Below are 16,288 nucleotides of genomic sequence, written 5' to 3'. Positions count from 1 at the left end.
ATTACTCTTCTTTATGAAAACCAATTGACCATTCCCACAACCTTGCCAAATGATCGTAATCACCTTCATATCGTTTTTCTAAGGGAACAGCATGTGAGAGATAGCCTTGTTGTGGATTTTGATAATACGTTATAAGGGCGATAAGATTTTTCCATGCGATTTCACCAAGATCAACTGCACTGAGGTAAGTTTTTTTCTCTTTTTTCTTTAAAAGAATAGATTGGGATTTAATTTCACCTTTTCCGTTCAGGGGAACGTAAAACAAACTTGAGGGAGTAAGATCTTGAAAATCTAGAAATGCTCCTTCCATCAGCAAAGCTGCTTCTAAAGCCAATTGTGGAAATAATAATTCACGAACTTGTTTTGATGAAGGAGGGGTTCCTGTTTTAAAATCTATAATTTCAATCGTTTTGTCTGGCAAAACATCAAGGCGATCAGCCCGTCCTGAAAGGGTTACTCCTGTTGTCCCTATCGGTATTTTTTGTGAGACCACTTCAGCATACCGCTTTCGCGGTCCTAAACTTTGTTCCCATTGAATTAGAAATGGAGCAAGATTTTCAAAACTGTTCCACCAAACTGTTTCAATATCGGGTGGAAAATTGAATTTATCAAATTCTTTACGTCCAATAGAAAGCAGAACATTGAGTGCATTTGCAGCATTTGGATTTTTTATTTGTGTGCAAAAAGCAGCAAGAATAGCGTGATAAAGTATTCCACGCTCAGGTGCGCTAGGGTCATGAATCAACGCTTTAAGAGGTTTGAGTCGTAAGATTTTTTTGGCATAAATAGTATAAGGATCATACCGCAATGTTTCTATTTCAGTGACTGAAAAATGATGCGGACGCATATCAAGAGGTGGTACAGGACAAGGACGTTTCACTTCAGAATTTACGCTTGTATAATCAAGCATCTTGCTCCAATAGAGGAGTATTTCACCGCGTGCACGAATTTTTTTCCAAACCTGTTTTCCTACAACCGTTTCTATACGTTGTAGCCAGCGTGAGGGAATAGAAGGGGTATGATTAACCCGCAACGCGCGACTCATAATCACTTTATCCATTCCCATAGCCCATTGAAAATCATGCGCAGAAAGACCAATACGCTGCTCTGGTGGTTCCAGAGTTAACATCATTTTCATCGGTCGCGATAAAAAAGCATCATTTCGGGTTGATATCGGCCATGAACCTTCATTAAGACCGCCGATGACCACTGTATCAACCGTTTGCAAACGCGATTCCAAAGTACCCCAGATGAATAAACGTGGATGTCCTCCAGGTGAAGGTGTGACGGAACGCGTTGCGATCAATGCAGAAAACATAGCGGGCCATTCGCTCAGATGAAATGTTAATCCTGATTGATCACTGACCAATTCACGCAAAAAATTTGATAGGGCTTGTCCTGCTTCGTATTGATAAAGATGGGCAAGAGAATTATCCTCATTGCGACCAAAATTTTCAAAAACCTCAACAGTTGCTATCACAGCTTCATTGACGGTGCATTCTTTCTCTTGTTTCATGAGAGAGGTTAAAGGTTCAACAGCTTTCTTTAAAAGATGACACAGAAAACGTGCTTCTTCAAACTTCTGCTGATCAAGGGCATTCATTTCAGAATGATCATGGGAATATGTTTCAATCCATTTTTCAAGGAATTGATCACATTCAAAAAGATTGATGCGCCCTGTATTTCCTCGAAGTACAAAAAGTTCAAAATTTTCTGCCAGTTCGCGTAAGCGATGACGGTTTTGTTGGAGTGTTGTCAGTGGATGTTTAAGAAGAGAAAGAAAAACAATGGGATCATCAGGTTGCAAAACATTTTCTAAGATCAGTCGCAAAAGCGTTACAGGCAATGTTTGTGCAAGTGGTATTCCCCCTGAATCATTTGCTTCAATACCAAATCGCTGTAATTCTGCAGCAACACGGCGGGCTAAATTACGGTCATTTGTAATAAGGGCTGCGGTTTTTTTGGGGTTTTCAATAGCTTTTCGTAAAGCGACAGCGATAGCCAGAGCTTCCTCACGTTCATTTATAGCTTCAATAAATGACCAATCTGCACAAAGTTCTTCATAATCATCACGGACAATTTGTACCCATTTATCGGTTGTAGAAGCTGGTCGGAATACTTCTGATAAAAGCGCCATTCGCCTTTTCTTTATTGTGCTCTGTTGGCCAATTTCACAAACATGATCACGTTGATACTCCATGAGAGTTAGAAGTTTTTTTAAATGATATTGAGGATGGCTAAAAATATTTTCTGCATGATCAAAAGAAATACACGCTGTTTTTTCTTTATTGCTTGCGCCAAGTGCATTCCATTGTTCTTCATCCATATGAAAATCAAGACCCGGAAGAACAACAGCTCCTTTTGGTAGAGAGGCTATAACTTTTAAAAGATGAGAAACTGCGGGCATAGAACCTGACACACCAGCCGCAATGATCGGTTTATCAGATTGTGCGCGTCGTAAAGTCTCTGCATGCATTTTAAGTGCTTGATTACGCCATTCAGCGGGATTGCTCCGTTTTCTTTCTTTTAAGATTTGTGGCCAATTTTTTGTCACAATCGTTAAAAAATCGAGCGTTATTTGCCACCATTCAGCGACCATATCAGGGGCAATATCTTTAAGTTTTGACCAGTCTGCTCCTTCTGTTTCAATTTCATCCATCAAATGTGCTAAATCTTGAGCAAGCCAAAGTGCATCGGCACTATGAGCCGGAATAAGCACATCTTCCGTACCAAACATGGCACGCAGATGCGCAGGCAAATTTTCACGCCATGGACGAATAAGACGCGCTAAAAGCAGCAAGCGTTCACTTTCTCCAATGGGTGGATCGAGAGCGCTGGTATGATTTTCAACAAAAAGAAAACTATCTTCATCGAGATCTCCTAGAGCACGAATGGTTGGCAAGAAAGTTGATTGTGTATCGCTTCTTTCAACAAAGGCTAAGCGCAAAGCGCGAGCCGCACGACGTGTCGGAACATAAATAAGGCTATCGGCAAGAGCCGTTTGAATATCTCCATTGAGAGCAAAATTATCAATAAGGGTACCAGAGAGCAATGCATCAACAAAGTGAGGCAAAAAAGCTGTTCCAGAAGAAATAGAAAAAACATGTGGTTTATAGGTCATATAATATCATATTTGGGATAACAAATTCCATCTTATTGATTATTTGTATTATTTTGACTGTATACTATTCTCATACAAGGAAAAACTATATTTATACAGGAAATTTTCAGCTTAGATTAAAAAAGATTGAAAGACACTCAATATCTTAAGCTATCGTGAAAAAATATATCAAAGTTTTTTTTGATATGTTTCAACAAAGAATTGCTGACAGCTTGTTTTCTAAATCACATAAGCACTATAAAAAAATACTCCAACTCAACATGAAAAATGATTACCAACTAAATTGTTTATAATAGATTCTTCTTTATATTAAGCGCGCATTTGATAATCTCTAACAGTGGAAAATTTTATTTTAGGAGCTCTTTCTGCCTCATAATTTAGTGAAAAATGGTTCTCTGCTAAAAAAACTGGCTCACCCTCTAGATCATACGCAATAGCGGAGCGGTGATTGCTAAGAAACTTTTGCAACTCATCTTTATTCTCTGCCGAAATCCAACGGCATATATTAAAACGTGCTGGTTCAAAATTGACGGGTAAACCATATTCTATTTTAAGCCGTTCTTTGAGAACATCAATCTGCAAAGCACCAATCACACCAATCAACGAGGGTGACCCATCATCAGGAATAAATAATTGAACAACCCCTTCTTCTGCCATTTGTTGCAAAGCCTCTTTAAGTTTTTTTGCTTTCATTGGATCGCCCAAACTAACACGACGCAAAATTTCCGGTGCAAAATTGGGTACTCCCTTAAAGAGGATATCTTCTCCTTCTGTCAAAGTATCACCTATACGTAATGTGCCATGATTAGGAATTCCTACAATATCACCAGCATAGGCTTGATCAGCAATTTGCCGTGAACGCGCAAAGAAAAATTGTGGTGCTGAAAGTGTCATTGGTTTTCCTGTTCGGACTAACTTTGTCTTCATGCCACGTTCAAGTGTTCCAGAACAGACCCGAAAAAATGCAATACGATCACGGTGATTAGGGTCCATATTCGCTTGAATTTTAAAAACAAACCCTGTCATTTTAGCTTCCGTTGCAATAATATTGCGTTGATCTGCATCCTGATCACGAGGACTTTGACCAAAATCAACAAGCGCATTAATCAAATCACGAACACCAAAATTTCGTAAAGCCGAACCAAAATAAACCGGTGTCATATGCCCTTCGCGGAAAGATTGAAGATCAAAATTTTTGCAAGCACTTCGTGCAAGCTCTACACCTTCGATAAAATGTGAACGCTGATACTCAGGAAGCAGATTTGCAACCTCATCAAGCTTAGAAACTGTCTGTTGTGTTACTTCATCATCTTTTTGACGAAACCTATTATGATGAAGATCAAATGTTCCTACAAAATCTTTTCCCGTACCAATCGGCCAAGTTATTGGTGCAGTATCAAGGGCAAGCTTTTCTTCAATCTCATCTAACAGCTCTATAGGATCACGTGCCTCACGGTCCATCTTGTTGATAAAAGTCACTATAGGAATATCCCGCATGCGACACACTTCAAATAATTTCAGTGTTCTAGGCTCAATTCCGCGTGCACCATCCAGCACCATAATAGCACTATCAACGGCTGTAAGAGTACGATAAGTATCGTCAGCAAAATCCTCGTGGCCTGGAGTGTCTAACAGATTAAAAATATGGTCTGCATATTCAAATGTCATCACCGATGTTACAACTGAAATACCCCGATCACGTTCAATATGCATCCAATCAGAACGGGTTTGAATCCGGTCTTTTTTCGCTTTGACCTCACCAGCAAGCTGAATAGCTCCACCAAATAATAACAGCTTTTCTGTTAGTGTTGTTTTTCCCGCATCTGGATGGGCGATAATTGCAAATGTGCGACGCCGTTTTACTTCTTGTACGCGCTTTTCCATTATTCCACCACAGGCCGCGCAAGCGCTTCAGCAATCAATGCACGCATTTCATTAATTCCATACAAAGCAATAAATGATCCCAATCGTGGTCCTCTTTCTTGCCCTAAAAGGACTTCATAGATCATTTGAAAAAAGACATTTGAAACACCAGGACCCCCTTCAGGGCTTTTTTTGTTATGATCTTGATAGCATTCTATTAAACGTGCAACATCAAGAAGTGCATTTTGAATCATATTGCTATCAGCAGTTTCAGGCAAACTGGCTAATTTTGCATCAATTTGCGCTAATGTTGCCCGTTCATTATCATCTGCCATTCGAAATTTTTTGTTAGGTTTAACAAAAACATCAAAATATTTCAGAGCAAATTGCACTAATTGATCAAGTTCTGGATAAGTTTGCGCATTGGCTCCTTGAGCATAGCGAGAAATAAACCCCCAGAGAACCTCTTTATTTTCTGCATTTGAAGCACTTACTAAATTCAACAGAAGGGCAAAGGGTACCGGTAAATCAACCTGTGGAGGACAACCATTATGGATATGCCATACTGGATTATTAAGCCGTTCTTGCCAACTTTGACGACTATAGGCTGAAAGATGTGCATAATACTCATCCACAACTTTGGGAATAACATCAAAATAAAGCCTTTTGGCTGTTTTGGGCTTTGAAAACATATAAAGCCCTAAGCTCTCCGTTGGGGCGTAAGTAAGCCATTCATCAATGGTTAAACCATTTCCCTTGGATTTGGAAATTTTCTGACCCTTTTCATCCAAAAAGAGCTCATAGTTAAATCCTTCTGGAGGCTTCCCACCCAATACTTTACAAATTTTCGAAGAAAGATTTGTGGAATCGATAAGATCTTTTCCTGCCATTTCATAATCAATGCCAAGCGCTGTCCAACGCATTGCCCAATCCACCTTCCACTGACACTTGACCTTGCCCCCTGTAACCTCCGTTTCTATAGTTTCTCCTGTTTCAGGTTCGATATAAGTAACCGTTCCTTTTTCAACATTACGCGCAATCATCGGTACTTGTAATACTTTTCCAGAAAAGGGAGAAATCGGTAAAAAGAGAGAATAAGTTGCTTGTCGTTCTTCACCCAACGTTGGTAAAATAATTGCCATCACCTTGTCATAACAGGCAAGGATTTTTAAAAGTGTTTCATCAAAACGGCCGGAACTGTAATAATCCGTAGCACTTGCAAATTCATAATCAAAACCAAAACGATCAAGAAAAGCCCGTAAACGTGCATTATTTGCCGCTCCAAAAGAAGGATAGTCATCTCCAAAAGGATCAGGGACACAACTCAACGGTTGACCAAGATAGCTTTCCATCTTCTCACGATCAGGTACATTATCTGGAACCTTGCGCAAACCATCCATATCATCAGAAAAACAAAGCAATTTTGTTTTCACTTTATTCTCTGTGAGAATATGAAAAGCATGACGCACCATAGTGGTACGCGCTACCTCCCCAAAAGTGCCAATATGCGGCAAACCAGAAGGTCCATAGCCCGTTTCAAATATTATACTTTCTGGATAACCTGTTTTTTCATAGCGTTTGATAATCTTACGTGCTTCTTCAAAGGGCCAAGCTCTCGATTGAGAAGCTGCATCTCTTAATTCTGGCGTAAGGCTAAGGGCATCACACTGATCACGCATCATTATCTTTATCCTAAAAATTATATTCTTTTCAAATTAGGGTGTATGGTTCTTGAATTTATTCGTCAATAATAGCAAGCAAAAATTTGGAAATTTCTTTATACTCACAATATAAAAACAAACCGCGCTGTAAACATATTTTATTTTGATAAAAATAAAAAACATTCAATATTATAAAGCAAAAGTATCTTGTTTTGCTTATCAAAGCTTTCATTGCTCTTATCATGAGGCGCGCTTATTATACTGATGAGTGGACCAACATCATCACAAACTTTGCTCCCTAATGTTGCTACAATTCTTGGCGCTTGAGATGATTCATAAAAGATATGCCTTTCTTGTACAGTTTTTATCCACATGACTCATCAGCTTATAATGTGCAAAAAAATGATTTTGATTGATTCTATATGATAGACATTTGAAATGAGAAAATTTTAGAGTCTTCAAGATTTTAATTCAATAGAAAAAAGATAAATTATCATATAAAACAATATGATAAATCATAAAAATGAAATCTCTAATAGTGAACGAAAGAACTGTAAAAAACTAATAGACAAAAATACTTCAATAAATTGTTTCATACAAAAGCACTGCCCCACATGATACTTGTCAAAAAAATCTTTTATTTCTTTTCTTTATCACCTTGATGCTGCATGGCTAATGTACGTAAACGCAGAGCATTTAATTTAATAAAACCCGTTGCATCTTTTTGATTATAAGCGCCTTTATCATCCTCGAAGGTTACTAACTCACTCGAATAAAGCGACTTTTTACTTTGGCGTCCTTCAACAATCACATTTCCTTTATAGAGCTTTAACGTAACTTCACCTTCAACATGTTCTTGAGATAAATCAATCGCTGCCTGCAACATCTTGCGTTCAGGTGAAAACCAAAAGCCATAATAAATGAGTTCTGCATAACGTGGCATCAATTCATCTTTTAAATGAGCTGCACCACGATCTAACGTTAAAGATTCCATAGCCCTATGTGCTGTCAAAAGAATGGTCCCCCCTGGGGTTTCATAAATACCCCGTGACTTCATACCGACAAAGCGATTTTCTACTAAATCTAACCGACCAATACCATTATTGCGCCCATAATGATTTAATTCTGTAAGTAAAGTTGCAGGCGATAAATTTTCTCCATTGATTGAAACAGCATCGCCTTTTTTAAAACCAAGCGTGATTCTGGTTGCTTGATCGGGAGCATCTTCCGGCGAAAGAGTACGCATATGGACATATTCAGGAGCAGAAAGAGCTGGATTCTCCAATATCTTTCCTTCTGATGAGGAATGCAATAAATTTGCATCCACTGAAAAAGGTGCTTCACCTTGCTTATCTTTTTCTACAGGAATTTGATATGTACGTGCAAATTCAATTAGATCTGTCCGACTCTTAAAATCCCAATCACGCCATGGAGCAATAATCTTTATATCGGGATTAAGTGCATAAGCGGAAAGCTCAAAGCGTACCTGATCATTGCCTTTTCCTGTCGCTCCATGAGCAATTGCATCTGCTCCTGTTTCCTTAGCAATTTCAATTAAACGTTTTGAAATAAGTGGACGTGCAATTGATGTTCCTAAAAGATAACTCCCCTCATAAACCGTATTGGCTCGAAACATCGGAAAGACAAAATCACGCACAAATTCTTCACGCAAATCTTCAATATAGATTTCTTTAACACCTAACGTTTCAGCTTTATGACGAGCAAACTCTAGCTCTTCTCCCTGCCCTAAATCTGCTGTAAAAGTTACAACTTCAACGCCTAGTTTAGTTTGCAACCATTTGAGAATAATTGACGTATCCAGCCCCCCTGAATAAGCTAAAACAACTTTTCTAGTATTTTGCCACTTTTTCATTTTAAAATCCCATGTGAGCTGCTTCTTTCATTTTTTCCTAAAAATTTAAACAATCTAAGAAGTATAAAAATAAATTTTTTCAAGCAACATTAAAAAGACTCAAAAAGCGTAAATAAGGGCGCTTCGGACGATAAATAGCGTGAACACTACTTAAAAATAAGAGGAGATTTAGGTGTCATTTCTACCGGAGTGGTCTATTATTGTACAATTTGCTTTAGCATCATTGATTTTAGCGCTTATCCCAGGACCAGACATGATGCTTTCCGTAGGAAGAACCATTACACAAAGCAAAAAAGCTGGAATTATGTGTGCCTTAGGAAGCGCAACAGGATTTGCTATTCAAGTTATTGCTGTAGCACTTGGCTTGTCAGCACTTATTTTTGCTGCGCCACACACTTTTGTTCTTCTGAAAATTGTTGGTGCCTTTTATCTTTTATGGTTTTCCTTCCAAGCTTTACGGAGAAAACCGACATTTTTCTTTGAACAAACACCTTCTAAATCTCAAAGCTCTAAACGTAACTATCTTGCTGGTATTGGAATTAATCTTCTCAATCCTAAAGTCATACTCTTTAACGCAACATTCTTACCACAATTTATTAATGAGAATGATCCTATGGCAACACAAAAGTTACTTTTTTTAGGACTCTCTTACATTCCTATTTCTTTCCCTATTACAATTTCTGTTGTTTTTACAGCGCATAAACTTACCAAAACCCTTAAACAAAACCCTCTTTATATTCGCTTTCTCGACTGGCTTATTGCTGGTACTTTTACCAGTTTTGCTCTCCATCTTCTTATCGTTACAAAAAATTGATTTATAAGGTGTAATTTATCATTCTTAATTTAAATGAGAACTCTATATATTGTGAAACGCTCTCATTTTAAATCTGTCTATATTGAATTAAAGAATAGCTTTATTCTCTTGTACATCACAAAAAAAGCTGGAATTGTCGTGTAGCTAAAAATTTGAATGCTCGTACTAACCTTACACACCTAGGATGAAACCTAAAAATATGGATGGTATCATATATTTCACAGAAGCTTTTTTGCTATAGTTTTCACAGTCGTTGTCGTGAGATGGAGAGTGCATGAAGAAATGCTTTTTTTAAAACATGTCAATGGGTAACAATGATATTTATGGTAAGAAGTATTTACATTTTAGACATGCCGTTTATATGTAAAGCGCAATCTTGCTAAAGAACGTAATAAACAAAAGCATCAGGATATATATATATCTCCACTCTTTAAAATTTATTACAGTCGATGCTTTTAAAAATCATAAAACCAAAGTAAAAAATGTGAAATGAGGTGGAAATGAGTGGCTCTTGAAATTTTCCTCTAAATTAGGCCGCCTCCTCATTTCAGAGATTACGCAAACAGACTTTATACAATATCTTTCCCCCTATTGAACTTATAAAGCGAAGACTATTCATCTTAATCCCTGTCTCATACATGCCTCTATATGAGAGAGTTGATTTACAGAAAAAAATTCAAGCTTTATAGCACTAAAAATTGCGTTAACTAATGACCAATGGCATTTTCAAGTTTCAAACGTTCAGATTTTCGTAAGCGCTCTGAAGCCGATTTAAGCTGTCCACATGCAGCTAAAATATCGCGTCCACGCGGTACCCGAATAGGAGAAGCATAGCCCGCTTGATTAACAATATCAGCAAAACGCTCGATTTGCTCCCAATCAGAACATTGATAATTACTCCCTGGCCACGGATTAAAAGGGATTAAATTGATCTTTGCTGGAATACCTTTTAGCAACTGTATTAATCGCTTAGCATCATCTAAACTATCATTGATATCTTTCAGCATAACATATTCAAATGTAATTCGTTTTGCATTAGACAGACCAGGATAATTACGGCAAGCATCCATGAGCAGAGCAAGCGGATATTTTTTATTAATAGGAACAAGCATATCCCTTAGTGTATCGTGTACGGCGTGCAATGAAATTGCTAACATCACACCAATTTCTTCCCCAGTTCGAATAATTCCAGGAACAACTCCACTGGTTGAAAGCGTAATCCGACGTTTTGATAAAGAAAGTCCATCGCCATCAGAAGCAATCAATAAAGCTTTTTTTACAGCTTCAAAATTATAAAGAGGTTCTCCCATTCCCATCATAACAATATTGGTAATTTTGCGCCCTTCAACAGGAATAATTGCACCATCAGGCGTATCCTTATCAGGAAAATCACCCAAACAATCACGTGCGACTAATAATTGTGCCAAAATTTCTTCCGCCGTCAGATTGCGAACAAGCATCTGCGTTCCTGTATGACAAAAAGAGCAGGTTAACGTACATCCAACTTGCGATGAAAGACATAAAGTACCTCGCCCTTCTTCAGGAATATAAACCGTTTCAATTTCAACAGGCTTTCCAGCCCCACGGGCTGGAAAACGTAAGAGCCATTTACGTGTACCATCCTTTGATACTTGTTCTCCAACAATCTCCGGACGAGCAATGGAAAAATAACGTTTAAGTGTTTCCTGCATTGCTTTTGAAATATTTAGCATTTCATCAAAATTTGAAACGCCACGGACATAAAGCCAATGCCAAAGCTGACGTGCACGCATACGCGTTTGACGCTCTGGTATACCAAGTGTCTTTAAAGTTTGCACTATTTCATCTTGTGATAGTCCAATTAAAGAGAGCTTAGAACTCTCCTTTACCACCACATTATCTGTTTTTTGTGCTAAACATGAACCAACAGGCCTAAGGTCATAGGAAATAGCCATTGCTTTCCAATTTACATCACTCTTGTAGAAGTTATCAAAACTTTAATGGCACTTTTGAGCCATATTTAATGCAGCAGTGACCCCTTTTAAGGAATAAGTATAGGTCGTATGCGTTCCTCGTTTTGATATTGCTTTCACTGTCATATTGTTTCCAGCACGCATAGCAGAAACAAGCTGCTTTTCCTGCTCTGATGATGCCAACCAAGCTGAGGAATCCTTCGTGAAAAAATCAAAGTCCTTGCCTCCAATGGTTACTGTCACTTTCGACCCTTCTTGAAGCGTATAACCAGCCATAAACTGCGGTTCAAACGAAACAGGTGACAAAGAACGCTTGGTAACTAAGAAAAAATTATCACCATGATTAACCGTTGTTGGAAGAGCCTTCAAAGGAACAGATAACACATAGCAAATCGTATTTTGGGACGATTTATAAGAATAGGCTCCCCACGCTTCAAATTGGTTTAAACGGCTTGGCGTTTGTGCACATGCGATCCCACCTGTAATAAGAACCATTACAGATGCAGCGATAACAGTTTTTTCAAACATCTTCATTTAGCTCACTTCTTTAGTCTTTAACAAGATTCTCTTCATTGGAAAAGTTCAAACAAAAACTCCTCGATACTCATGTGTAATTATCCTAATTCCTTCAATAAAGGAAATATTTCCAAAGTAATCAAAACAGATTTTACGCTCCATTGTGACCTTTTAGTCGTTACCAAAATATGAACTTTTTATTTAATAATCACATTAAAAAACAATATTTTTGATTTCATACTGCCCATTTCGTTTTTTAATAAAAAATAATTCCTTTAAGCAACAGGATTTCAAAACAAGATGAAAATATACCACCACTCTGCAGAGAAATAAACCATACTCTTTACACCACAAACAATCTGCTGCAAAACTTTGAAAATAAACCCTCCCTCAAAAATTTCATAGCATCGCATCACAGCCTTGAGAATATCATTTCTCAACTCTACACATTCAATAGACGCGTATCTGTAAGATACTCCACCTTCCAATTATTATAGTGTATTCATACGTCGTATTCAATATCGTCCTGACATCATCTTGTCATAATCTTAAAAATATCTCTCAAGAATAACCAAATATTATCAATATATTAAATTACGAAACAGAAAAGCCTTAAATTCCGTCTCAATAGCGAATCGTATAACGTAACCTTCTACTATCAGCTCTTTAAGATACTAATTATATTATTTCTAAGTTCTATGATGTACCCTTCACAATTTATACACTTATAATCTTTTTTAAGCTGCATTTGATTCTGAAGTTTGAATCAATAAAGCATAAAGTGCATTGGCATTGTGTGTATTGCGCAATTTTTGCACAACATCAGCATGACGCAAAACGCGTGCAATCTGTGATAAAGCTTTTAAGTGATCTGCACCCGCATTTTCAGGTGCCAAAAGAAGAAAAACAAGGTCTATAGGCTCGTCATCGAGAGCTTCAAAATCAACAGGACTTTCAAGACGTGCAAATATACCAATAATCCGATTAATATCAGGTAATTTTCCATGAGGAATCGCAATACCACCACCCAGCCCCGTTGAACCAAGTTTCTCGCGTTGCAAAACAATATCAAAAATTACATGCTCACTAAGACCTGTCAGTTGAGACGCTTTTTCGGCTAAAATTTGCAGAACTTGTTTTTTCGAATTAGCCTTAAGAGCCGGAATAATTGCTTCCGGTGTTATTAACTCACTCAAATTCATCCTTTAATTTTCCTCTTACACGCTCAAATGCTCACTAATAAACCCTATAAACGATATCGAACCTTAAAGCTCTTTCACTTTTCACAACATCGCATGTGTTTTTATTTTTCAATTTATAATGGGTGAAGGCTTAATACGTCTCATATCACTTTTAACAGAACAATAAATAGTGTTTAGCTCCTCATTAACAGCATGAGAAAAGAAAAAAAGAAATGAAGTTGTTCATAAAATTAATTTCCTTAAGACCCTAGAAAAGGGCATTATTTATAAATTTATTAAACTTGTCACAAGAGTTAATGTATAACTCCCCATTAGATTTTTTTCTTTCTTTAAAAATAAGCCCTTAATAGAATGAGAAGCATATTAAGCAAAACAGACCTTTGGTTTGGAAATTACTGTATATCTTAAACAAAGCCTTATAACAAGAACCCAAAGGCGTTTTGCTCCTATTTTAAATGCGCCATACAAACCAATAAAACACGACAATCCCTATTAAATAAACGCAATATATAACGGATGGATGCTCCAATCAAAATACCCAAAACAGCATCATCAACATATTCTTTGATTTGACAGAAAAAATGCGATGAATATCTCTTACCTTTCAATAACACATGCATTTATTTACAGCCTCATTTATCACTTATTATCAAGTTAATCTAATGATATCTTTTCTATGACACAATTATGAGTAAGCTCAACCAATAAAACAATAAATTCACCTTATAGTGATGAAGCCTTTTGCTCCACTCAATAAAAATTTTTTTAGATTACATTCATAAAAGAAGTTTTGGCATAAATAAGGAGATTTTCAATAATAATGTAATGAATACAGCTACCAGAGAAAATCCTATTGCACACCTCAATTAAAAAACTTTATCCTAAAGTCGTATTCTTTTATTGCTTTACAAGCCGTTGATAAAATTATCATCGTTTCTACAATAAAGTAATAATTTCATTTGTTTCTCTAATAAAAATATATATTAATAATATGCTTTACTAATAATTACAACGAAACCTTAATCTATCTCCTTTGAAAGGTGTTTGTGACGACTAGTTGTTTCTATTAAACTTAAATAGAACCGTATGAAAGCTGTAAAATCATAGAGAAAACTGATGTCCCAAATAAATTCTGCGAACATCAACGTTGTTGATAATATCATTAGGACGACCATGAACTAACACTTTGCCGGTGTGAATAATATAAGCACGGTCGACGAGCCCCAGTGTCTCGCGTACATTATGATCTGTTATTAAAACACCGATGCCACGCCTCGTTAAATGACGAATAAGTTGTTGAATATCAAAAATAGCGATAGGATCAATCCCCGCAAATGGTTCATCAAGTAACATAAAATGAGGACGAGAAGCTAAAGCACGCGCAATTTCAAGTCGTCGACGTTCACCCCCAGATAACGAAACTGCAGGCATTTTACGTAAATGGTCAATTTTAAATTCATGTAAAAGACTATCAAGCTCTTCACGCTGTTTAAGACGATCTTTTTCAACGACTTCTAAAACAGCTTTAATATTATTTTCTACTGAAAGACCACGAAAAATAGATGCTTCTTGGGGAAGATACCCAATACCTAAACGCGCCCGTCGATACATCGGAAGATGCGTAATATCAAATCCATCAATTTTAATGGATCCTCCATCAGATTTTATGAGCCCTGTAACCATATAAAAACAAGTTGTTTTACCTGCCCCATTAGGACCTAAAATGCCAACTGCTTCTCCCGTACGAATGCCAAAAGAAACGCCATTAACTGTTGGTCTTCCTCGATAAACTTTAATCAAATGACTGGCAATCAAAGTCCCTTTTAAGCGCTTTTTTGAAGCTTCACTTACAAGATCATGCTGATCAGTTTGTTTTTTTCTTTTGATTCCAAACATAAAACCTTAATGGCCATTTTGTTGACTTTGTTTAAAAATAATAGAAACGCGACCTTTTTTCTTAGTCGTCTCACAACCTTCTAAAAAAGCCCTTCCGCTTTCCATATTTGCCGTTAATTTACATCCTGTTGCCACATTGTCACCATCTGTTAATACAACATGGTTCCCTGTCAAGCTCATCATTTTTGATTTTCCATCAAAAACGCCTTTATCCCCCGTAGCAATTTGCGTCGCTATTTTTATATAGACTTTTCCTAAGGCTTCCATTTTTTGTATACCCGACGAACCAAACAAAGTAAAAGATGATGCCTCCGTATCTTCCTTGTTTCTATTCGCTTCTTTATGGGCTTTATCGTAATAAACAATTAATTTTTCTGTCCGTAAAAAACGTTCACCTTGCACCACTGAAACATCACCCTTAAAAAGTGCCATCCCTTCTTTATCACGTATTTCTAAAGAATCTGCATGAAGTTCTACAGGCTCTTTGTCGTTTGATAGACTTATCCCCAAATGGGTCCCTTCAGCATATCCTAAAACCGTTCCTCCTCCTAACATTCCCATGCTAAAAGCCAACGTCATACCTATCCATCTTTTGTATGATCTCATTCTTTCAATTCTTCTGTTTGTTATACATGAATTCTCTTTATTAAATATCCCTTAAAGATTCCTATTGATATTGCGTCATTACTTTTGAAGCACTAAATGCACACCACCATGGAAATACATGTTTTTTCCTTTTTCTCGAATTTGTAAGGCATTGGCTGCAAGATGAAAACCGGCTCGCTGAATATCAACGCGTTGATCTGTTTTTAACTGTCCCTCAGATAAATTAATATTAGCCGACATAAATTGTGCCATCATCCCATCATTCGTCGTAATGGTGAATGGCTTATCCAATTGTAAAAAACCATGAATGTTATCGTAAACACCCCCTTGTGCAGCAAGAAAAACTTGTCTTTGTTGGCCCATAGATGCTTTCGCTGTAATATTTTGTAATCCAATTATTCCAGAGCGCGTTTGATCTTGAAATGCCTTTTCTGCTTTAAGCCAATAAGGTTCATGAGTACGCGTATAACCTTCTAATTTTGGATTGAGTATTGTCAAGTTGCTCACTCCATTCTCTTCATTATTCAAAGGCATAGGATCAGAAGTAACGGGAACCAAGAAAAACGTAAACCAGCAAAAAACCAGCGCTAAAACTAACGCTAAGAGGGGTAAAAAAAATTTTAATAGGCTAATGCGACGCGAATGACGAGATGCCTTTTTAAAAACATCTCCAACTGATGATTGCGTTGAAAAGACTTCATAATGATTGTGTACGGACATACTCTCCTAATCTCTTAAATATTCCACATTTTTAATCTGTATAACCTTTATGAGAGGTATTTTC

12 protein-coding genes are annotated in these 16,288 nt (G+C 37.1%); 1 reads left to right on the top strand and 11 read right to left on the bottom strand.

What is annotated here, in order from left to right:
* Position 1: 1 nt before the first annotated feature.
* The 5 genes from addB to PVV65_RS00315 all read right to left on the bottom strand — a co-directional run bounded on the left by addB (position 2) and on the right by PVV65_RS00315 (position 8,518).
* Complete coding sequence (gene addB, locus PVV65_RS00335) at positions 2 to 3,121, bottom strand: double-strand break repair protein AddB (protein ID WP_273788790.1); 3,120 nt, start codon at positions 3,119 to 3,121, stop codon at positions 2 to 4.
* Between the two features lie 309 nt (positions 3,122 to 3,430).
* A complete protein-coding gene (locus PVV65_RS00330) occupies positions 3,431 to 5,005 on the bottom strand; it encodes a peptide chain release factor 3 (protein WP_273788789.1) in 1,575 nt (524 codons plus the stop codon).
* Positions 5,005 to 6,666, bottom strand: coding sequence for a lysine--tRNA ligase (locus tag PVV65_RS00325; RefSeq protein WP_273788788.1), 1,662 nt, complete (start codon positions 6,664 to 6,666; stop codon positions 5,005 to 5,007). Before PVV65_RS00325 ends, PVV65_RS00330 begins: the two co-directional genes overlap by 1 nt.
* Before the next feature lie 137 nt (positions 6,667 to 6,803).
* On the bottom strand, positions 6,804 to 7,019 hold the full coding sequence (locus tag PVV65_RS00320; protein ID WP_273753940.1) for a hypothetical protein: 216 nt from the start codon (positions 7,017 to 7,019) through the stop codon (positions 6,804 to 6,806).
* Between the two features lie 263 nt (positions 7,020 to 7,282).
* The gene (locus tag PVV65_RS00315; protein ID WP_273753941.1) at positions 7,283 to 8,518 is read right to left on the bottom strand and encodes an argininosuccinate synthase; all 1,236 of its coding nucleotides are present in this window, start codon (positions 8,516 to 8,518) and stop codon (positions 7,283 to 7,285) included.
* A gap of 172 nt (positions 8,519 to 8,690) precedes the next feature.
* On the opposite strand from PVV65_RS00315, the gene PVV65_RS00310 reads away from it, so the two are divergent.
* A complete protein-coding gene (locus PVV65_RS00310) occupies positions 8,691 to 9,332 on the top strand; it encodes a LysE family translocator (RefSeq protein ID WP_273753942.1) in 642 nt (213 codons plus the stop codon).
* Positions 9,333 to 10,039: 707 nt separating this feature from the next.
* On the opposite strand, the gene rlmN is transcribed toward PVV65_RS00310, so the two are convergent.
* From rlmN to lptC, 6 genes are all read right to left on the bottom strand, one after another.
* Positions 10,040 to 11,266, bottom strand: coding sequence for a 23S rRNA (adenine(2503)-C(2))-methyltransferase RlmN (rlmN, locus tag PVV65_RS00305; RefSeq protein WP_273788787.1), 1,227 nt, complete (start codon positions 11,264 to 11,266; stop codon positions 10,040 to 10,042).
* A gap of 42 nt (positions 11,267 to 11,308) precedes the next feature.
* On the bottom strand, positions 11,309 to 11,812 hold the full coding sequence (locus PVV65_RS00300) for an invasion associated locus B family protein (RefSeq protein ID WP_273754074.1): 504 nt from the start codon (positions 11,810 to 11,812) through the stop codon (positions 11,309 to 11,311).
* Between the two features lie 725 nt (positions 11,813 to 12,537).
* The gene (gene ptsN / locus PVV65_RS00295) at positions 12,538 to 13,002 is read right to left on the bottom strand and encodes a PTS IIA-like nitrogen regulatory protein PtsN (protein ID WP_273753944.1); all 465 of its coding nucleotides are present in this window, start codon (positions 13,000 to 13,002) and stop codon (positions 12,538 to 12,540) included.
* Positions 13,003 to 14,103: 1,101 nt separating this feature from the next.
* Positions 14,104 to 14,898: an LPS export ABC transporter ATP-binding protein gene (lptB, locus tag PVV65_RS00290; protein ID WP_273788786.1), complete on the bottom strand. Its 795-nt coding sequence runs from the start codon at positions 14,896 to 14,898 to the stop codon at positions 14,104 to 14,106.
* 6 nt (positions 14,899 to 14,904) lie between these two features.
* Entirely contained in the window at positions 14,905 to 15,477 is a 573-nt protein-coding gene (locus PVV65_RS00285) for an LptA/OstA family protein (RefSeq protein ID WP_273788785.1), read from the bottom strand.
* Positions 15,478 to 15,582: 105 nt separating this feature from the next.
* On the bottom strand, positions 15,583 to 16,224 hold the full coding sequence (gene lptC, locus PVV65_RS00280; RefSeq protein WP_273788784.1) for an LPS export ABC transporter periplasmic protein LptC: 642 nt from the start codon (positions 16,222 to 16,224) through the stop codon (positions 15,583 to 15,585).
* Positions 16,225 to 16,288 lie beyond the last annotated feature (64 nt).

This window comes from Bartonella sp. ML70XJBT (genome assembly GCF_028618425.1).
Taxonomy (GTDB): Bacteria; Pseudomonadota; Alphaproteobacteria; order Rhizobiales; family Rhizobiaceae; genus Bartonella.
The sequence above is the reverse complement of the archived record's forward strand: the minus strand, read 5'-3'. Positions and strand labels throughout refer to the sequence as shown.

Coding starts and splice junctions, on each gene's coding strand:
- addB (WP_273788790.1), bottom strand. CDS start 3,121: ATGACCTATAAACCACATGTTTTTTCTATTTCTTCTGGAACAGCTTTT.
- PVV65_RS00330 (WP_273788789.1), bottom strand. CDS start 5,005: ATGGAAAAGCGCGTACAAGAAGTAAAACGGCGTCGCACATTTGCAATT.
- PVV65_RS00325 (WP_273788788.1), bottom strand. CDS start 6,666: ATGATGCGTGATCAGTGTGATGCCCTTAGCCTTACGCCAGAATTAAGA.
- PVV65_RS00320 (WP_273753940.1), bottom strand. CDS start 7,019: ATGTGGATAAAAACTGTACAAGAAAGGCATATCTTTTATGAATCATCT.
- PVV65_RS00315 (WP_273753941.1), bottom strand. CDS start 8,518: ATGAAAAAGTGGCAAAATACTAGAAAAGTTGTTTTAGCTTATTCAGGG.
- rlmN (WP_273788787.1), bottom strand. CDS start 11,266: ATGGCTATTTCCTATGACCTTAGGCCTGTTGGTTCATGTTTAGCACAA.
- PVV65_RS00300 (WP_273754074.1), bottom strand. CDS start 11,812: ATGTTTGAAAAAACTGTTATCGCTGCATCTGTAATGGTTCTTATTACA.
- ptsN (WP_273753944.1), bottom strand. CDS start 13,002: ATGAATTTGAGTGAGTTAATAACACCGGAAGCAATTATTCCGGCTCTT.
- lptB (WP_273788786.1), bottom strand. CDS start 14,898: ATGTTTGGAATCAAAAGAAAAAAACAAACTGATCAGCATGATCTTGTA.
- PVV65_RS00285 (WP_273788785.1), bottom strand. CDS start 15,477: ATGACGTTGGCTTTTAGCATGGGAATGTTAGGAGGAGGAACGGTTTTA.
- lptC (WP_273788784.1), bottom strand. CDS start 16,224: ATGTCCGTACACAATCATTATGAAGTCTTTTCAACGCAATCATCAGTT.